17 protein-coding genes are annotated in these 17,913 nt (G+C 63.4%); 9 read left to right on the forward strand and 8 right to left on the reverse strand.

Going from position 1 to position 17,913, the window contains the following annotated elements; genetic code table 11:
* Window positions 1-33 precede the first annotated feature (33 nt).
* From FHW69_RS10290 to FHW69_RS10315, 6 genes are all read right to left on the reverse strand, one after another.
* Window positions 34-1,899 (reverse strand): GldG family protein, encoded by a 1,866-nt coding sequence (locus tag FHW69_RS10290; protein WP_183422966.1) that lies wholly within the window; start codon window positions 1,897-1,899, stop codon window positions 34-36.
* Window positions 1,899-2,633, reverse strand: a complete 735-nt coding sequence (locus tag FHW69_RS10295; protein ID WP_183422967.1) for an ABC transporter permease subunit — start codon at window positions 2,631-2,633, stop codon at window positions 1,899-1,901. Before FHW69_RS10295 ends, FHW69_RS10290 begins: the two co-directional genes overlap by 1 nt.
* Window positions 2,630-3,568 (reverse strand): ABC transporter ATP-binding protein, encoded by a 939-nt coding sequence (locus FHW69_RS10300; protein WP_183422968.1) that lies wholly within the window; start codon window positions 3,566-3,568, stop codon window positions 2,630-2,632. Before FHW69_RS10300 ends, FHW69_RS10295 begins: the two co-directional genes overlap by 4 nt.
* Before the next feature lie 128 nt (window positions 3,569-3,696).
* Window positions 3,697-5,070: a polyketide cyclase gene (locus FHW69_RS10305; RefSeq protein WP_183422969.1), complete on the reverse strand. Its 1,374-nt coding sequence runs from the start codon at window positions 5,068-5,070 to the stop codon at window positions 3,697-3,699.
* 233 nt (window positions 5,071-5,303) lie between these two features.
* Window positions 5,304-5,945, reverse strand: a complete 642-nt coding sequence (locus FHW69_RS10310; protein WP_183422970.1) for a response regulator transcription factor — start codon at window positions 5,943-5,945, stop codon at window positions 5,304-5,306.
* 43 nt (window positions 5,946-5,988) lie between these two features.
* Complete coding sequence (locus FHW69_RS10315) at window positions 5,989-7,203, reverse strand: sensor histidine kinase (RefSeq protein ID WP_183422971.1); 1,215 nt, start codon at window positions 7,201-7,203, stop codon at window positions 5,989-5,991.
* Window positions 7,204-7,395: 192 nt separating this feature from the next.
* On the opposite strand from FHW69_RS10315, the gene FHW69_RS10320 reads away from it, so the two are divergent.
* Genes FHW69_RS10320 through FHW69_RS10340 form a run of 5 tightly spaced genes read left to right on the forward strand, consistent with a single transcriptional unit; the run spans window position 7,396 to window position 10,399 of the window.
* Window positions 7,396-7,998, forward strand: coding sequence for a GNAT family N-acetyltransferase (locus FHW69_RS10320; protein ID WP_183422972.1), 603 nt, complete (start codon window positions 7,396-7,398; stop codon window positions 7,996-7,998).
* A complete protein-coding gene (minC, locus tag FHW69_RS10325) occupies window positions 7,995-8,771 on the forward strand; it encodes a septum site-determining protein MinC (protein WP_183422973.1) in 777 nt (258 codons plus the stop codon). The genes FHW69_RS10320 and minC overlap by 4 nt, the downstream gene beginning before the upstream one ends.
* Before the next feature lie 31 nt (window positions 8,772-8,802).
* Window positions 8,803-9,615 carry a septum site-determining protein MinD gene (minD, locus tag FHW69_RS10330; RefSeq protein ID WP_183422974.1) on the forward strand — a complete coding sequence of 271 codons (813 nt, stop codon included), beginning with the start codon at window positions 8,803-8,805 and terminating at the stop codon, window positions 9,613-9,615.
* A gap of 2 nt (window positions 9,616-9,617) precedes the next feature.
* On the forward strand, window positions 9,618-9,884 hold the full coding sequence (gene minE / locus FHW69_RS10335) for a cell division topological specificity factor MinE (RefSeq protein ID WP_183422975.1): 267 nt from the start codon (window positions 9,618-9,620) through the stop codon (window positions 9,882-9,884).
* Between the two features lie 11 nt (window positions 9,885-9,895).
* Complete coding sequence (locus FHW69_RS10340) at window positions 9,896-10,399, forward strand: hypothetical protein (RefSeq protein WP_183422976.1); 504 nt, start codon at window positions 9,896-9,898, stop codon at window positions 10,397-10,399.
* Between the two features lie 3 nt (window positions 10,400-10,402).
* Here FHW69_RS10340 and FHW69_RS10345 read toward each other — a convergent pair whose 3' ends face one another.
* Window positions 10,403-11,671 carry a multidrug effflux MFS transporter gene (locus FHW69_RS10345; protein ID WP_183422977.1) on the reverse strand — a complete coding sequence of 423 codons (1,269 nt, stop codon included), beginning with the start codon at window positions 11,669-11,671 and terminating at the stop codon, window positions 10,403-10,405.
* A 112-nt stretch (window positions 11,672-11,783) separates the two neighbouring features.
* On the opposite strand from FHW69_RS10345, the gene crcB reads away from it, so the two are divergent.
* The 3 genes from crcB to FHW69_RS10360 are packed head-to-tail and all read left to right on the forward strand — an operon-like array spanning window position 11,784 to window position 14,787.
* Window positions 11,784-12,176, forward strand: coding sequence for a fluoride efflux transporter CrcB (gene crcB / locus FHW69_RS10350; RefSeq protein ID WP_183422978.1), 393 nt, complete (start codon window positions 11,784-11,786; stop codon window positions 12,174-12,176).
* Window positions 12,177-12,208: 32 nt separating this feature from the next.
* Window positions 12,209-13,327 carry a cyclopropane fatty acyl phospholipid synthase gene (cfa, locus tag FHW69_RS10355; protein ID WP_183422979.1) on the forward strand — a complete coding sequence of 373 codons (1,119 nt, stop codon included), beginning with the start codon at window positions 12,209-12,211 and terminating at the stop codon, window positions 13,325-13,327.
* Window positions 13,328-13,362: 35 nt separating this feature from the next.
* On the forward strand, window positions 13,363-14,787 hold the full coding sequence (locus FHW69_RS10360) for an MFS transporter (protein WP_183422980.1): 1,425 nt from the start codon (window positions 13,363-13,365) through the stop codon (window positions 14,785-14,787).
* Window positions 14,788-14,915: 128 nt separating this feature from the next.
* On the opposite strand, the gene FHW69_RS10365 is transcribed toward FHW69_RS10360, so the two are convergent.
* On the reverse strand, window positions 14,916-15,335 hold the full coding sequence (locus FHW69_RS10365) for a hypothetical protein (protein WP_183422981.1): 420 nt from the start codon (window positions 15,333-15,335) through the stop codon (window positions 14,916-14,918).
* A 326-nt stretch (window positions 15,336-15,661) separates the two neighbouring features.
* Between FHW69_RS10365 and parC the strand changes: the two genes are divergently transcribed.
* Complete coding sequence (gene parC / locus FHW69_RS10370) at window positions 15,662-17,902, forward strand: DNA topoisomerase IV subunit A (RefSeq protein WP_183422982.1); 2,241 nt, start codon at window positions 15,662-15,664, stop codon at window positions 17,900-17,902.
* The last annotated feature ends 11 nt before the right edge of the window (window positions 17,903-17,913 follow it).

Consider the following 17,913-nt stretch of genomic DNA (forward strand, 5'->3'; position numbering starts at 1 on the left):
CTCCCTCCCCCCGTCGCGCGACGGCTCGTATCGCTACTGACCAGGACGACGCGCGCGGCGTTGACGACGCCATCCGAACAAAAGCCCGACCAGCGCCACCAGCACGGGAACCAGAACGATATTGATGAACTTCAGGCGCAGTCCGAGTGCGTCGATCTCCGCATTCAACTGATGCTGCACCTCACGCAGTTCTTTGCCGATGGCGAGCTTGCGCTGCAGATACTGCTCCACCTCGCGGCGCTGCTCGGCCGTGGCATTGGCTGCGCTGGACGTGCCCTTGCCCGGCTGCAATTCACTCAGGCGCCGCTGGGTTTCGTACAGCTCGCTTTCCAGCTCGCGCTTCTTGACCAGGAACTTGCGATCAGCCGCCGCCTGCAAGGCGCGCACCTTCGTGAAGGGGCGCTGCGAACTGGCGCGGCCGCGAATGGACAGGAGCGCCGACGAACCACTGAGGTTGTCCACCAGGTTGGCGATGAAGTCGCCATTGTTGGCGAACGCCGTCATCTGCTGCTGTCCGAGCAACGGCTGCACTTCCACCCAGAGGCGGTCGGTGAGCAGATCGGTATCGGCCACCAGCACCACCTCGCCGGGCGCGGCGGCCTGATCCAGATGCCCCTTCCCCTGACGCTCGGGAAACGCCGAGTGGAACGTGTCGCGCAGGCGCGCTGCAAGAATGTAGCGCTCGCGGGTCGGCGCGTAGTCGGCAAGAAGCGCCGATGGATCGCTGCTGGCCTCACGCACGCGATCCGCCGCAACCAGCGTGGCGTCGTCGGAGGTCTGCACCAGCGGCAACATCTGCGCGTGCGTGGTGGGCGCCAGCTCGAAGTGACCGGACGTCGAGAAGTTGAGGCGCTGCAGGCTGGCCGTCACCACATCGTCGTGGTTGAGATCCTGCGCGGACAGGCCCAGCATCGCCGGATGGCTGAGGCTGTTGCCGTTGAGTTCGATAGTCAGCGACTGCGACCGGTCCAGCACCACCTTGGTGGGGTCGTACACCACACCCCAGGCATCGAACAGGCGACGCAGATCGGAATCGTGGTCGTCGATCACGCCGTGCGTGTCCACCAGCGGCGAGGTATCCATTTCAGCGTCGGGATCGACGAACACCACAAGGTGACCGCCACGCAACACGAACTGATCCAGCGCGTACTGCGCATCCACTGGCAGATGCTTGGGATGAATCAGCAGCAATACCTTGAGGCGGTCATCAATTCGGGTGAGCCCCGAAGGGTCGATCATCTTCACGTCGGCCAATTGTTCCAGCTGCCGCATGATCGTCCACGGCTGCTCGCCCAGCACCACGTTGCCGTCGATCGGCAACGAGCTGATGACGCCGATGGTGGGCTTGCTGGGTGAGCTCAGCTCATACAGCAGTTTGGCGATGTCGTATTCGACAAACGCCTCGCGCCCCAGATCGAAGAAGGGAATGGCCTGCGTGGTCACGGAGTCCCCCGTGCCTGCCGTACCGACCAGACCGAAGAACACGCGCTCGCCGTTGCTGCCACCGTTGACGGGCATGAGACCGTAACTTTCAGCCGCATCTTCGTCGTCGGAATACGGCACCGGATCAATCACGCGCAGGCGAATGCGGCCATGTCCGCGCACCGCGATTTCGCGCAGCATTTCGTGCACGCGCTGCTCGTAGCTGCGCAGCTGCGCAAGGTCGCGGGTGGCGTGTTCGGAGAAATACAGGGTCAGGGTCAGCGGTCGCTGCAACCCATCCACGATGCCTGTGGTGCCGGGCGTCAGCGTGTAGATCTTGTCGGCCGTGAGGTCGATGCGTGCCGTACGCAGCGTGCGCGCACTCAAGGCAATCACCAGCAGGAAAGCCGCCGCGATGACCACCAGTATCAGCCGCAGAACGAAGGGACGACTGATGTGAAAGTGCCGCGGATTCATCAGCGGCTCCTTTTCAGGTCAATCAGCACGATGCCGGCGGCAAGCCACGCAACGATGCTGGCCACGAAGTACGTGACATCCCGCAGATCCAGTACCCCGCGTGCAATGGATGCCGCATGACGGGTAATGCTCAGCTGGCCGAGCGCGCCAATCACCCTGCCCGGCAACGCGTCCTGGAAGAAGTCCAGCACTTGCGGCTGGCCGGCAAGCAGCAGCAGGAAGCACACCGCCGCGGTGAGAATGAACGCGACAATCTGGCTGCGCGTGGCCGCGGACATACAGGCACCGATGGCCAGGAAGCAGCCGGACATCAGCCAGCTGCCAAGGTAGCTGGCGAAGATCACGCCATTGTCCGGATCGCCCAGATAGTTGACGGTGATCCAGATCGGAAAGGTGAGCATCAACGCAAACCCGAGGAACACCCACGCCGCAAGAAACTTGGCGATCATCGCCTGGGTGATGGTGATGGGAAGCGTCAGCATCAATTCAATGGTGCCCGAGCTTCGCTCTTCGGCCCACATCGGCATCGACACCGCAGGCACCAGCACAAGATAAAGCCACGGGTGCACATCAAAGAACGGTTGCAGGTCGGCCAGTCCGCGGTCGTAGAAATCGCCTGCGTAGAAGGTGAGCAAGCCGGCAAGCACCAGGAAGATCACGAGAAACACGTACGCCACGGGCGTGACGAAGTAACTCAGCAGTTCGCGGCGGGCGACAGCGAAAATCGCGTTCATGCGGACGCCCCCTGACCATGGGACGTGGTGATGTGACGAAACACTTCGTCCAGGCGGCCACGCTCAAGCTGGATTTCCGACACTTCCAGGTTCTGCGTCCGCAACAGGTTCTGCACGTCTTCCAGAATGGGCCGTCCTTCACGCGGAAACACGGTGACACGGCCATCCAGCGGGTCCACTTCCACCGAGGCCACCTGCGGGATGCGGGCCAGCATTTCGCGCGACACACCACTGCCAGCGGCACTGAAGGACACGGCGCCGTGATAGCGCGAGCGCTTTTCCAGTTCTGCCGGAGTGGCATCGGCCAGCAGACGGCCGTTGGCGATGATGGCCACGCGGTTGCACAGGGCGTGCACCTCTTCCAGCAGATGCGTTGAGATGAGAATGGTGCGATCACGCGCCATGGCGTCGATCAGCATGCGTACGGAATGTTTCTGGTTGGGATCCAGGCCATCGGTAGGCTCGTCCAGCATGAGCACCGGCGGGTTGTGCAGGATCGCCTGCGCCAGGCCCACGCGACGGCGCAGGCCCTTGGACAACTGACCGATGGGCTGGTCCAGCACCTCGTCCAGTTGCAGCCGTGAAATCACTTCTTCGAATCGCCGATAGCCCTTGTCGCCCCCCACGCTGCGCACGCGCGCAATGAAGGTGAGGAACTCGCGCACCGTCATTTCCACGTAGCCCGGCGCACCTTCCGGCAGATAGCCCAGCGCCTTGCGTGCGGCCAGCGGCTCGCGGCGCACGTCGTGACCGCATACGCGAGCGGTGCCGGAAGTCGGCGCGAGAAACCCCGCGATCATGCGCATCGCGGTGGACTTGCCCGCGCCATTGGGTCCCAGAAGCCCCAGCACCTGGCCAGGCTCCGCACGAAGCGTCAGTGAGTCCACCGCCGTGAGCGGGCCATAACAGCGCGTGAGTTTCTCGGTTTCGATCATGGCCTGCTGTCACATGGGGCGCCGGAGAATGTAACCCATCGGGGTGAACACGGCGCATCCGCACCACGGGCGAAGCAAAAAAAACCCGCCGTTTCCGGCGGGTTTTCTTAATCACCCGAAGGTGAAGATCACTGAGCGGCGGTGGACGCAGCAGCCGGGGTCGGCGCCGTACCTGCAGCGGCCGGAGCGGCTGCCGTGCCCGACGATGCCGGGGCATCTTCCAGCGACGGCTGCTTCACGCCAGCTTCCTGCTCCGGCGTCTGCGCCGGGAGGTTGTTGCCCGAAAGCGGCAGGTAGATCTCGAACTTCTGCTCGTCGTAACCCTCAACCGTACCGTGGTTGTTGGTCGGAGCCTTGACCTGGATGTCGTACGGACGGTTCACGAGGTCATCGAACTTGTAGCCGTGGGTCTGTGCGTAAGCGGCAAGCATCAGACGGGTCTGCGGGAGACCGGCGCCGGTGCCATTCCACTCTGCCTTCAGAGCCTTGCCACCGAAGGCGAGCACAGCCTTGACGTTGCCATCGACAACGACGCGACCAAACTTGTCCTTGCTACCCGGAGCGGCCGTGTCGGTCGCCTGAGCCGGATTGGCGGCGGTCGAAGCCTCTGCCGGAGCGGCCGGATCAAGCGACGGCGGAATAGCGGCAGCAAGCTGCACGTCCTGGCCGTTGATCTTCAGCGTGGCGCTGTCGATTTCGGCAGCAACGTCGAACGTGTAGTTCTGGTCGCCCCAGTTCGTGGTGAACGTGATGCGCGGGCTGACGACGTTCACGCCGAGCTTCTTGGCAGCAGCCTGGATTTCAGCCATGGCCTTGTCCGACGCGGTGTCCACGTCGTCAAGCGTGCGCGGAGCCGTGGTCGACACGAACAGGATCGGCTTCGCCGGCTGATCGGCCATGACCGGGACCAGCTTGCTGTAGTCGACGTTCGGGATCGACGCCATCATGTTCTGCAGGTTGCCCAGGCTGAACTGGATCAGCGAGTCCGGATCACCATGGATGTACAGGTCCGAGAAACGGTTGATCAGGTTGAAGCCGTAGGCGACGTCATAGGACCAGGTGACCTTGGTCAGCTTCTGGCCGCGACCGCTGCGCTCCATGTTGATCGTGAACTTCTTGTCCGAACCGCGCCAGCCGTTGGTGATGTTCCAGACGATGGTGCCCTTGCCGGCATCGGAAACCGAGGTGAAGGCCGGGTCGATCGAGGCGATTTCAAATTCGCCGTTGCCGACTTTCTTGTCTTCGCTGGTCCAGGCAATCTTCGAGCCCACGCCGTATGCATTGCCCGAGAGCTCGAACTGGATCTTCGGGTCGAACGAGCGCATCGCGGTGTAATCCGGGAAGCGGCGGAAGTTGCTGAAAACGTCGTAAACCTGACGGAGGTCCTTGCTGATCAACATCGAGCGCTCGACGTGACCGGAGGAAGGCATGGCCAATCCCACAACGACGCCGAGCACGGCGACGATGACGATGGCAACAATAAGTTCTAACAGACGCGTCATTCCACGGTTCTCCGAACGTCTTCTAAACGGGCGCCCCGAATGGCGACAAAGCCTTCCGGAAAAGCCCCTGATGAATCGGCCCGTAACGTGGCATCGTCCGTGCCGAAAGGACGGATGGTACTTGCTCGCGCACGGGAACGCTATTGGGTAGAGGCACTGGATTTGCGATTGATCGCAATGGCCTCTTGCCGCAGCGCAACGCGGTTTTTGACCCCCGCCGCGCGCAGGCGAAGTCAGACGATACCCAGTTCCAGTGCCTTCAGGACCGCGCGGGTACGGTCCCGGACGCCCAGCTTGGAGAGGATATTGGACACGTGGTTCTTCACGGTGCCCTCCGCCACGCGCAGCGAATTGGCGATTTCCTTGTTGCTGTAGCCGCCGGAAAGCAGGCGCAGGATCTCAGTCTCACGCTCGGTGAGCGGATCAGGCTGTTCCAGACTGGTGAACTGGTTCTGGATCCGGCCCACCCCGGCCAGCAGCCGCTGGGTCACCATGGGTGCGACCAGCGAGCCGCCTGCGGAAACCGTACGCACGGCTTCGACCAGTTGCTCCAGCGATACGTCTTTCAGCAGATAGCCGCGCGCGCCCGCCTTCAGGCCGGACAACACCAGCTGATCGTCGTCGAAGGTGGTCAGGATGATGGTGGGCGGCAGCTCATTGCGGGCGCCCAGGGCCTGAAGCACCTCAAGGCCGCTCATGTTCGGCATGCGCAGGTCCAGCAGCACCACGTCCGGGCGGACCTGCGGAATGGTCTGCACCGCCTGGGCGCCGTCGGCGCATTCGGCAATGACGCGGATGTCGCCCGCCAGGTCGAGCAGCGAGCGGATGCCCTGGCGGACCAGATTCTGGTCGTCAACGAGACAGACAGAGATCATTGCGAATCCTCAGCGTTAGCGCGGCATTGTGGCATGGGGGATGTCATGTCGATTCGGGAAGGCTGGTGTCCAACGCAGGGCGCGCAGGCGCGTGCGCCAGGGCCTGTTCTTCGCCGAGCGGCAAGCGGGCGGTCAGCGAGAATCCGCCGGCCGGGTCAGAGCTGAAATCAACGGTTCCGCCAAATTCGGCCAGGCGCTCGCGCATGCCCGTGAGGCCGTTGCCCGGGCGGAAATGCCCGGCGCCCCGCCCGTCGTCCCGCGCGTGCATGCACAACTCGTCCGGGCCGGTGTGGCGGAAGGTCAGCCAGAGGTGGCTGGCACCGGAATGGCGAACGGTATTGGTCAGTATTTCCTGTACACAGCGCAGCAACATCTGGGCGCGGCGGGGGTCTTCGACGCCAAAACGCGGCGGCAGCGACAGAATCACTTTAAGCCCCGGCACGCCTTCCATGAGGCTGCGCAGAGCCTGGGTCAGGTCGATGGCGTCGTCCTGGCGGAGTTCGCTTACCACCTCGCGGACGTCGGCAAGCAACTGCTTGGCCGTGGATTGCGCCTTGCGCACGTGTGAACCCGCCGCCTCGTTGGTGAGGTGGCTGGCCACTTCCAGGTTGAGAGTGAGTGCCGTCAGGTGGTGACCCACCAGGTCGTGAAGATCACGCGCGATGCGCATGCGCTCGGCGATGCGGGTCGATTCGGCCAGCAACGCGCGGGTGGCGCGCAATTCCGAATTGAGCCGGCGCTGTTCCTCGCGCTCTTCGGCCTGCTGACTGGCCACGGCCGAGGTGATGAAGCTCAGCGTGGAGAAGCTGCAATACAGGCACGACTGCATGAGCGCTGCCATGCCCCACCCCGGCAGCCACTGGAGCGTGGCGCCAAAAATGGGAATGAGGGCCGCATGGGCCAGCAGCATCCAGACAATGCCAATGGGCACACTGACCAGCCATGGGGTGATGGTGGCCACGATCACCAGCAACAGGGCAGCCAGGCCGCTGAGGCTCAGCCAGCCCACGGCCAGCGCAGAGGCCGTCAGAAAAATGAGGGCGGCCAGCTTGACGCTGCCTGCCATCGGCGCCCCGAGCTTTCGGGTCAGCAGCCAATAGACGATACCGAACGCCAGATAGCAGACCGTCCAGGTCAGCAGGGCGCCGTCGCTGATCTGACTGCCCCGCTGCATGGACAGCGGCATGCCGATGCACAGGTAGACGAAGTAGGTGCCATACCGGAGCAGGCGCGTGTGATTGAAGTGAGGCCAGGGCATGCGGCCATCATAGGGGTTGTGCGGCCCGCCACCATCTGACTGAAGTCACGGCCGGGCTCGCCCAAGCACGCGCTTTTACAAGTGTTTTACAAGTTGACCTGCTGTCATGCGTGGTGCCGCGTGCCATAATGCCGCGCATACGAAGGGCCGGTCTGCGGTCTTCCCTCGAAACGTTCATCTGCGGAGCAACGAATGGCCCTTGCCATCCGCGACGTGCGCGAGCACGACCTGGATGCCGTGCTGGCGCTCAACAACGCCGCCGGCACCGGCATTCTCGCCACCGACATCGCCCGACTGCACCACCTTTTCGATAACGCCCATTATTTCCGCGTCGCCGAGCTCGACGGCGCCATTGCAGGGTTCCTGATTGCCCTGCGCCCCGATGCAAACTACTCAAGCCCCAATTTCCGCTGGTTCCAGGCGCATTACGAAAGCTTCGTCTATATCGACCGCATCGTGATCGGTGCCGGATACCAGGGGCACGGGCTGGGTCGTGTGTTCTATTGCGATGTACAAAGCTATGCCGAGGTACGAGTGCCGCTTCTGACGTGTGAAGTTTTTCTTGAGCCGCGCGACGACATGGTCGTGCTTTTCCACGGCACCCTGGGTTTCCAGGAAGTTGGCCAGCAGCAAATGGGCGAAACCGGCCCGAAGGTGAGCCTGCTCGCCAAGGAGCTTCCCAGCTTCCCGTTCGTGCGCGAGCGTTATCTGGATAACGGCGGCCTGCCCGACGTGCCGTGGCTCGCCGAGCGTCACCGCCCCTGTAATGATCCGGCCCGGGAGACGCGCGCATGAACGCCCGCGCTGATTCCCTGGAAGCCGCCTGCGACCTGCGTTTCGGCCAGGTAGGCATTGCCTGCGTGCGCGTGCGTCGCCCGGACGCTGCTGCCCTGTGCGACGAACTGGAACGCCGCGTGCGTTCGGCGCCGCAGATGTTCACGCGCGCCGCGGTGGTGCTTGATCTGAGCCACCTGGCCACCCTGCCCGACGACGGCATGGTTGATGCGCTGCTGGAAGCGGTGCGCAGCGCGGGCATGCTGCCGGTGGGCCTGGCTTACGGCACCAGCGATATCGAGCAGCTGGCCGAACGGATGGGCCTGCCGCTCATCGCCAAGTTCCGCGCCGCTTATGAACCGGCGCAAGGCGATGCTCCGCCGCCTCCGGTGGCCGTGGCCCCGGTGCGCAAGCAGGCTCCGGCTCCCGAATCCATTCACGACGACTACGCCCCGCCGGCCGCGCACACCGCGCAGCATCACACCGGTAATGCCGTTCGTTCAGGCCAACAGATTTACGCTCGGGACCGCGACCTGGTTGTGACCGCTGCCATTGCCAATGGCGCGGAAGTGATCGCTGACGGTTCCATCCACATTTACGGCGGCCTGCGCGGACGCGCCATGGCCGGTGCACAAGGCGACGAGACGGCACGCATTTTCTGCTCGGATTTCCGCGCGGAACTGGTGGCCATCGCCGGGCACTACCGTGTATTTGAAGACATGCCCAAAGAATTTGAAGGCCAGGCCGTGCAATGCTGGCTCGACAATGGAAAACTGCTGATCGCACGGCTCTGAGCGCCTGCATCACACTCGCGGAGATATCCACTTGACTGAAATCATCGTCGTCACTTCCGGCAAGGGCGGAGTCGGCAAGACCACCACCAGCGCATCGCTGGCTACCGGTCTTGCCATGTCCGGAAAAAAAGTCGCCGTCATCGACTTCGACGTCGGCCTGCGCAACCTCGACCTGATCATGGGCTGCGAGCGGCGGGTCGTTTACGACTTCGTCAACGTCGTCCACTCCGAGGCCACGCTCAAGCAGGCGCTGATCAAGGACAAGCGCCACGAAAATCTGCACGTGCTCGCCGCGTCGCAGACCCGTGACAAGGACGCCCTCACCCTGGAAGGCGTGGAAAAGGTCCTGGACGAACTGACGAAGGAAGGCTTCGACTTTGTCGTGTGCGATTCCCCGGCCGGCATCGAGAAGGGCGCGCATCTGGCGATGTACTTCGCCGATCACGCCGTGGTCGTGGTGAACCCGGAAGTGTCCTCGGTGCGCGATTCCGATCGCATCCTGGGCCTGCTGGCCAGCAAGACCCGCCACGCCGAACGCGGTGACACGCCGGTCAAGCAGCATCTGCTGCTCACCCGCTACAACCCCGTGCGCGTGGAAGCTGGCGAAATGCTCAGCGTGAAGGACGTCGAAGACATTCTCGGCATCCCGGTCGTGGGCGTCATTCCAGAGTCGGAAAATGTGCTCGCGGCATCCAACGCTGGCGTGCCGGTCATTCTCGACGACAACTCGAATGCCGGTCATGCATACAAGGACACGGTGGCACGCATTCTTGGTGAAGAACGTCCCCTGCGCTTTACCGAAGTGCAGAAGAAGGGCTTTCTCAAGCGCGTATTTGGAGGCTGAGCATGGGTATCCTCGATTTCCTGCGACGCAAACCTGAGCCCAGTGCCGGCGTGGCGCGTGAGCGCCTGCGCATCATCGTGGCTCAGGAACGTTCGACCCGCGGCGGCCCGGATTATCTTCCGCTGCTGCGCAACGAACTGCTTGAAGTGATCCGCAAGTACGTCAACGTCGACGTCGAGGCCGTGAACATCAGCCTCGATCGCGACAGCGGTCATGAAGTACTGGAACTGTCGGTCGCCCTGCCCGACATCAAGCCGGCAGCACCGTAAGGTCTGACGGCATGAGTTCGCCCGATACCCCGGGGCAGGCATCGGCCCCACCTGAGGGCGACGGCGTCCTTCTGATTGGCGATATCGGCTTTGAAGCGCCCCGCGCGCTTCTGGCCGACTTCGGCCTCACGCTGATCGAAACCGCTCCGGGGCAATCCATCCCCGGCAGCTATTGGGGCGATTCAGAGGCCGGCATCATCGGCACCGATGTTTACGCACGGGCCGACACACCTGTCCATTCCCTGTTGCACGAGTCCTGCCATTTGCTGGTGTTGCCCGCCGACAGGCGCGCAGCCGTCCATACGGACGCCACCGACTCCATCGAAGAAGAAGACGCCACCTGCTATCTCCAGATCGTGCTGGGTGACCGGCTGCCCGGCGTCGGGCGCGGCAGGATCATGGAGGACATGGACCGCTGGGGCTACACGTTCCGGCTGGGCTCCACGCGCGCGTGGTTCGAGCACGACGCCAGCGAGGCGCGTGCGTTCCTTGAGGCACGCGCCCTACCCGTCTGAGCCTCAGCCCGGCTCCTGAAGCTCCGCTTCGGAGGTGGTGCGCGCCATGCTGACGGCCTTGTGCCGGGCCACGGCACGACGATCCAGATGGGCGTACCAGAGCCATCCGGCCAGTCCGACAAGGCACAGTCCCGTCGCACCAAACGCGAGCGTCGCCATGTTCAGCGACAGAAGGGGCGACAGCACCCCTGCTACCAGCGCGGTGGCCATCAGGCTGCCAAACGCCTGCACCGACGACACCGCGCCACGCTGTTCCGGAAAGCGGTCCAGCAGAAGCAGCGTCAGCGTAGGGAAGGCCATCTGGATGCCCAGGCCATACAGCGCCAGCGGCAAGGTGGACCACGGCACCATCGGCCGGGGCAATGCATACGCCAACACGATGTTGAGTGCGCACGAGCTCAGCATGAACACGTATCCGATAGCCACCGTGCGAGCGGCGGTCAGGCGGCCAGCCACCCGACCCGACAGATACGCACCCGCCACCATGCCCACCACCACCGGCACGAACAGCCACGGAAAGCCCTGCGCACCCAGTCCCAGCAGGTCGCGGATCAACCGGGGCGCCGAAGCGATATAGAGGAACAGCCCCGCGAAGTTGATCGAGCTGGCCACGGCCAGCGGCCAGAACGGCAGATCTTTCGCGATGCGCAGATAACCGGCCATCAGCGGACGAGGCCGGAATACCGTGCGCCGCTCCTTCGGATGGGACTCCACCAGCAGACGCGCCACGGCAATCGTCAGCAACACGGTAAACGCGGCCAGCGCCCAGAAAATGCCGCGCCAGCCGTCGATCACCAGCAGCCACGCGCCCACGATGGGTGCGATGGCCGGCGCGATGCCGAAGATCATCATCACCTTGGACATCATGCGCTGGGCATCTTCGTTGTTCATCGTGTCGCGCACCACGGCACGCCCCACCACGATGCCCGCGCCCGCACACACACCCTGCAATCCGCGGCAGGCCAGCAGGAAACCGTAGTTGGGCGCCATGGCCGCGCCAATGGATGCAGCGGCATAGACGGCCATACCCGTGACGATGATCGGCTTGCGGCCATAGGCATCCGAAAGCGCGCCATGGAAGAGGCTCATCACGGCATAGGACAGCAGGTAGACGCTGATGAGCTGCTGAAGAGCCACTTCGCCCACGCTGAAGTCCCGCCCGATGTCCGGAAAGCCCGGAAAAATGGCGTCAATGGAGAACGGGCCAATCATGGTGAGCGCCGCCAGCAGAAATGGCAGGTGACGCCGCGGATCGCGGGTGTCGGAGGTCATGAGCTGCGCTTGGAGCGGGGGAGTAGCAAGAGTATATCCGCAGGAAACCGCGCATATCGTTTGCGCGAACGCTGCGCCATAATCGGGCCATGGGTTCGCACAGGGCACGCAAGTGACTTACACGGGTTTCCTCGCCGTTGGTGTGGGAGGTGTCGTCGGCTGCTGGCTGCGCTGGTGGCTGGCCGTGATGTTCAACCCCCTCTTTCCGAATGTGCCGCTGGGCACGCTCGCCGCCAACCTGGTCGGCGCCCTCCTGATGGGCGTGACCCTTGGTGTCTTTGAACACTTCCAGGCACTGCCGCTTGAAGCGCGCCTCATGGTCGCTACCGGTTTCCTGGGCGGCCTCACTACGTTCTCCACGTTTTCGGCGGAAACCACCGGCTTGCTGCTCCGGCAGCAGTACCTCTGGTTTGGCGCCAACGTGTGCGCAAACCTCGTCGGTTCCATCACGTTGACGATTGTGGGCCTGATCGTCACCCGGGGAATTTTGCGACACGTGGGCTAAGCAACAGGATCAATCGCAAGCGAGGTCAGACGATGGGTGGTGATTCCCTGAAGGCACGCGCGCAATCCCTGCTGGAACATGCTGGCATCCGCCTCGGCGGCGACCGGCCCACTGACCTGATCATCCATGACGAGCGCACCTATGCCCGCGTGTTTGCGCATGGGTCGATGGGCCTGGGTGAGGCATACATGGATGGATGGTGGGACGTGGACGATCTGCCCGGGTTTTTCGCTCGCGTGCTCGACTCTCACATAGACGACTCCCTGCGCACACTGGACACCCTGATCGCGCACCTTAAGGCACGCCTTCTCAACATGCAGCGCGGCGAGCACGCGTGGGATGTGGGGCGCCAGCACTACGACCTCGGCAATGATCTTTTCGAGGCGATGCTGGGCAAGCGTATGGTGTATTCGTGCGGATACTGGGCCAGCGCAAACAATCTGGATGATGCCCAGGAAGCCAAGCTCGATCTCATATGCAGGAAACTGGCCCTGAAGCCCGGGCAGCGCGTGCTGGACATCGGCTGCGGCTGGGGGGAAGCGCTGAAGTACGCGGCAGAAAAATACGGCGTGAGCGGCGTGGGAGTGACCATCTCCCAGGAACAGGCCACCTATGCGCAGGAACTGTGTCGCGGCCTGCCCATCGACATCCGCCTGCAAGACTACCGGCAGATCGACGAACGTTTCGACGCCATCATGTCCATCGGCATGTTCGAGCACGTGGGCTTCCGCAACTACCGCACCTGGTTTGAGGTAGCCCGGCGCTGCCTCCCGGTGGACGGGCTGGCGGTGCTGCACAGCATCGGCAGCAACGGCTCGCCAGGAAGGCCCGATCCGTGGATCGAGAAGTACATTTTTCCCAACTCCGTGATTCCATCGTCCAGCCAGGTAACCACCGCACTGGAAAACCTCTTCGTTATCGAGGACTGGCACAACTTCGGCCCCGATTACGACCGCACCCTGATGGCGTGGCTGGCCAACTTCGACAAGGCATGGCCGCAACTCGCCGGCCGGTACGACGAGCGGTTTCGTCGGATGTGGCGCTTTTACCTGGCATGCTCCGCGGGCGTATTCCGCAGCCGGCGCGATCAACTGTGGCAGCTGACGCTGAGCCCGCACGGCGTTCCCGGAGGCTTCCGCGTGCCGCGCTGACATCACGTCGACCTGGTCGCCCGTAGTTTGGGGGCATGCCCGGCGCCTCCCCCGACCTTGTCGACACTGACGTTCCCGCGCGGCTGGACCGCCTGAGCTGGGGTCGCTTCCATACGCTGGTCGTGATCGCACTCGGCATCACGTGGGTGCTGGATGGTCTGGAAGTCACCATCACCGGCTCCATTGCCGGAGCGTTGAAGTCCAGCCCGGTGCTGCATCTGACGGACGCAGAGGTAGGCCTGGCTGCCAGCGTCTATCTGGTGGGTGCCGTGGTGGGCGCGCTGTTTTTCGGCTGGCTCACCGACCGCCTGGGCCGCCGCAGGCTCTTCACCATCACGCTGGGGCTGTATCTGCTCGCGACGGCGGCGACGGCGTTCTCGTTCCACTTCTGGACCTTCGTGTTCTTTCGCGCTTTGACTGGTGCAGGCATCGGTGGCGAATACGCCGCCATCAACTCAGCCATCCAGGAACTCATTCCCGCGCGTTATCGCGGCCATACCGATCTGGTCATCAATGGCAGTTTCTGGATCGGCGCGGCGCTGGGAGCACTCGGTGCCGTCGCCCTGCTGGGCAATCCATGGGTCAGCCCCGAGATCGGCTGGCGGCTGACCTTTGGCGTCGGCGCCGTGATGGGACTGGGCATCCTGCTTCTGCGCCGACATATCCCGGAGAGCCCGCGATGGCTGATGTTGCACGGGCGCGTGGAGGAAGCCGAAGCCATCATGGCGCAGATCGAGGCGCGTACAGGCGCGACGACGCCACCTGCGGATCTGCCGCGACTGCGCCTGCGACGACGCACGCTGCGCATGAATGACCTCGTGCGCACGCTGTTTCGCGACTACCCTCGCCGCACGGTGCTGGGCATGATCCTGATGGCCACGCAGGCATTTTTCTACAACGCGATCTTCTTCACCTACGCGCTGGTGCTGGGACGCTTCTATGGCGTGGCCGACGCCTCCGTGGGCCTGTATCTGCTGCCGTTTGCTGCGGGCAACTTCCTCGGCCCCCTGTTGCTCGGGCGACTCTTCGACACCGTGGGCCGCCGCCCCATGATCGCCCTGACCTACGCGCTGTCTGGCATCCTGCTGGCGGTGACGGCGTGGCTGTTCGTGCATGGCCGGCTCGATGCGCGCACCCAGACCCTCGCGTGGAGCGTGGTGTTCTTCTTCGCCTCCGCTGCCGCCAGCTCTGCCTACCTGACGGTAAGCGAGAGCTTCCCCCTGGAACTGCGCGCTCTGGCCATCGCACTCTTTTATGCCTTTGGCACCGCCCTTGGCGGCGTGGCTGGCCCATGGCTGTTCGGGTCGCTGATCGGCACCGGTGAACGCGCATCCATTGGCTGGGGCTACGCGCTCGGTGCCGTGCTGATGCTGGCTGGCGCCGTGGCGGCGCTGTGGCTGGGCATCGCTGCGGAACGCAAGCCACTGGAAGACGTGGCCAGCCCATTATCGAAGGCGTAAGACCTGACGAAGAGCATGTGGTCACATTTTGATCAGCGCAACGCAAGTCATTGGCCAGGCGGGCGCAACTGAACTTATCCACATGCTTATGCATCCGCTATCCACACCGGGTGTGGATAAACACGGCGTCAGCGCACGAGTTCAGCCCCATCGCACTCCGCCACACCCTGATGAAGATTCACGGGCACCTCCGCGTATACGCCATCCAGATAGTAGGAAAGCTCATTCTCGAACACCGCCGCATGCCCTTGCGCGTAGCGGATGTCGATCCGGTCCTCTTCGACAAATACGCAGTATCCATTGCGGACACCGGTCATGCGCAGCAAGAGCGGCTCACGCCGCTTCACGAATACGGGCGACAGGATGCGCGCGCGCACCTCCACCGCAAACGTATCAGGCAATGTGCGCGACCTGACCTCGTCCACCGTCAGCGCCACCGCACCGTTAGCCATGGGGTACTCAAGCACCGTCAGGCGCTCCGAACAGCCCGCCACCACAAAACCACAACCGCCAATTGCAGCAGCGCGCAACACAGAAAAGGCAACCATCGACTCGTCCTTGAGACAGTGGACAAACGCCCGCGACGCAGCCGTGCGCCGGGTAGCCAGCCGATGCTATGCGCCGTCATCCTCCCATTCTGCGACGTGGGGCACGTTGCGGGAGTTCGTGCCGTTATGCCGCTTCCTGTCGCTCATCGCCCGGCCCGGCTCGAAAGAAGAGGACGATGCGACCATCCGAACGACGAAGGCCGAAGCCTTCTTTCGGCATTGCCCGCGTCTGCAAGCCCAATCCGGTCTACACCCCTGAGACTCCTTTCTGGCAACATCCCCGGGTTAACGACGCGCCGATGCGCGCCTGCCGGATAGCTAAATCCATGAATCTGCAAGCCAATTACGAACAGATCCCGCTCAAGGACTACGCCGAGCGGGCGTATCTCGACTATTCCATGTACGTGGTGCTGGATCGTGCCCTTCCCTTCGTGGGTGACGGCCTGAAGCCCGTGCAGCGGCGCATCATCTACGCGATGAGCGAACTCAGCCTCGCCGCGACCGCCAAGCCGAAGAAATCGGCCCGTACCATCGGTGACGTGATCGGCAAGTTCCACCCCCATGGCGACTCGGCGTGTTACGAGGCCATGGTGCTGATGGCCCAGCCGTTCTCCTATCGCTATCCGCTGGTGGATGGTCATGGCAACTTCGGTTCGCCGGACGATCCGAAGAGTTTCGCGGCCATGCGCTATACCGAGTCGCGCCTTACCCCGATTGCCGAAGTGCTGCTTTCCGAGCTTGGTCACGGCACGGTGGACTGGGTGCCGAATTTCGATGGCACCATGGACGAACCTTCGTGGCTTCCCGCGCGCGTGCCCCATGTGCTTCTGAATGGTTCGATGGGCATCGCGGTCGGCATGGCCACCGATATTCCGCCGCACAACCTGCGCGAAATTGCGAGTGCGTGCATTCGCCTGCTGGAAGATCCCGACGCCACCATCGCCGACCTGTGCGAGCACGTGCGTGGACCGGACTATCCGACAAGTGCGGAAATCATCACGCCGCCGAAGGAACTGATGTCGATGTACCAGACCGGCAACGGCTCGGTACGCGCACGCGCCATCTACGAACGCGACGACGGCAACATCGTGATCACCGCCCTGCCGCATCAGGTGTCTCCGTCGAAAATCCTGGAGCAGATCGCCGCACAGATGCGCGCGAAGAAGCTTCCGATGATCGAAGACCTGCGCGACGAATCCGATCACGAGAACCCCATTCGCCTGGTGCTGGTGCCGCGCTCGAATCGCGTCGATGCCGACGAGATGATGCAGCATCTGTTCGCCACGACCGATCTGGAAAAGAGCTTCCGCGTCAATCTCAACATGATTGGCCTGGATGGTCGTCCGCAGGTCAAGGATCTGAAAACGATCCTCAACGAATGGCTGCGCTTCCGCACCGACACCGTGACGCGTCGCCTCACCCATCGCTTAGGTCGCGTCGAACGCCGTCTGCACATGCTTGAGGCGCTGCGCATCGCGTACCTCAACCTGGACGAAGTCATCCGCATCATCCGCAGTGAAGAAGAGCCCAAGCCGGTTCTCATCGCGCGCTTCCGCCTGTCCGAAGAGCAGGCCGACTACATCCTCGAAACGAAGCTGCGTCAGCTTGCCCGTCTCGAAGAAATGAAGATCAATGGCGAGACCGATCAGCTGGAAGAAGAGCGTGCACGTATCAACGTGCTGCTGAAATCGCCTGCCAAGCTGAAGAGCCTCATCAAGGAAGAACTGCGCAGCGATGCGGAGAAGTTTGGCGACGACCGTCGCTCGCCACTGATCGAGCGTAGCGCGGCGCAGGCGCTGGACGAGAGCGCGCTGGTGGCTTCCGAGCCGGTAACGGTGGTGCTTTCGCAGAAGGGTTGGGTGCGTGCCGGCAAGGGCCACGAGATCGACGGCGAAGCACTTTCCTATCGCGACGGCGACAGCCTGCTGGCCATTTCGCGCGCACGCACCACGCAGCAGATTGCGTTCATTGATTCCACGGGACGCGCGTATTCCACGGCGGCACATACGCTGCCATCGGCGCGCGGCAATGGTGAGCCGCTGACGGGCCGCTTCAGCCCGCCGGCAGGCGCGCGTTTCGATGCGGTGGTCGCTGGCGACAATGACACGCGCATCATTCTGGCCACCGACTTCGGCTACGGCTTTGTCACGCGTTTCGAAGCGCTGACCGGTCGCAACAAGGCCGGCAAGCAGATCATCACGCTGGGCGAGGGTGCGCGCGTGCTGGCACCCACCGCCACACCCGATCCGTCACGCGACCGCATCGTCGTGGTCACCACCGAAGGTCACCTGCTGATGTTCTCGGTGGCTGAGCTGCCGGAACTGGACAAGGGCAAGGGCAACAAGCTCATCGAGATTCCGAAGGCGAAACTGGCGTCGGGCGATGAGCGCGTGGCTGGCGTGGCCGTGGTTACTGAGGGCAAGGGCGAGGTCACGCTTTATGCAGGACAGCGCAAGCTCACCCTCAAGTGGGCTGACCTCGTGGAATACGGCGGCAACCGCGCCACCCGCGGCGGCGTATTGCCGCGTGGCCTGCGTCGCGTCGAACGCATCGAAACCACCGGCTGACGGTGCGTAGA

Origin of the sequence: Luteibacter sp. Sphag1AF (genome assembly GCF_014192715.1) — a bacterium.
Lineage (GTDB): Bacteria > Pseudomonadota > Gammaproteobacteria > Xanthomonadales > Rhodanobacteraceae > Luteibacter.

What these genes read in the sequence shown, in the direction of transcription:
- FHW69_RS10295 (WP_183422967.1), bottom strand. Translation starts at nt 2,633, where the DNA reads ATGAACGCGATTTTCGCTGTCGCCCGCCGCGAACTGCTGAGTTACTTC.
- FHW69_RS10290 (WP_183422966.1), bottom strand. Translation starts at nt 1,899, where the DNA reads ATGAATCCGCGGCACTTTCACATCAGTCGTCCCTTCGTTCTGCGGCTG.
- FHW69_RS10360 (WP_183422980.1), top strand. Translation starts at nt 13,363, where the DNA reads ATGCCCGGCGCCTCCCCCGACCTTGTCGACACTGACGTTCCCGCGCGG.
- FHW69_RS10315 (WP_183422971.1), bottom strand. Translation starts at nt 7,203, where the DNA reads ATGCCCTGGCCTCACTTCAATCACACGCGCCTGCTCCGGTATGGCACC.
- FHW69_RS10365 (WP_183422981.1), bottom strand. Translation starts at nt 15,335, where the DNA reads ATGGTTGCCTTTTCTGTGTTGCGCGCTGCTGCAATTGGCGGTTGTGGT.
- FHW69_RS10300 (WP_183422968.1), bottom strand. Translation starts at nt 3,568, where the DNA reads ATGATCGAAACCGAGAAACTCACGCGCTGTTATGGCCCGCTCACGGCG.
- FHW69_RS10310 (WP_183422970.1), bottom strand. Translation starts at nt 5,945, where the DNA reads ATGATCTCTGTCTGTCTCGTTGACGACCAGAATCTGGTCCGCCAGGGC.
- minE (WP_183422975.1), top strand. Translation starts at nt 9,618, where the DNA reads ATGGGTATCCTCGATTTCCTGCGACGCAAACCTGAGCCCAGTGCCGGC.
- minC (WP_183422973.1), top strand. Translation starts at nt 7,995, where the DNA reads ATGAACGCCCGCGCTGATTCCCTGGAAGCCGCCTGCGACCTGCGTTTC.
- FHW69_RS10305 (WP_183422969.1), bottom strand. Translation starts at nt 5,070, where the DNA reads ATGACGCGTCTGTTAGAACTTATTGTTGCCATCGTCATCGTCGCCGTG.
- FHW69_RS10345 (WP_183422977.1), bottom strand. Translation starts at nt 11,671, where the DNA reads ATGACCTCCGACACCCGCGATCCGCGGCGTCACCTGCCATTTCTGCTG.
- FHW69_RS10340 (WP_183422976.1), top strand. Translation starts at nt 9,896, where the DNA reads ATGAGTTCGCCCGATACCCCGGGGCAGGCATCGGCCCCACCTGAGGGC.
- FHW69_RS10320 (WP_183422972.1), top strand. Translation starts at nt 7,396, where the DNA reads ATGGCCCTTGCCATCCGCGACGTGCGCGAGCACGACCTGGATGCCGTG.
- cfa (WP_183422979.1), top strand. Translation starts at nt 12,209, where the DNA reads ATGGGTGGTGATTCCCTGAAGGCACGCGCGCAATCCCTGCTGGAACAT.
- parC (WP_183422982.1), top strand. Translation starts at nt 15,662, where the DNA reads ATGAATCTGCAAGCCAATTACGAACAGATCCCGCTCAAGGACTACGCC.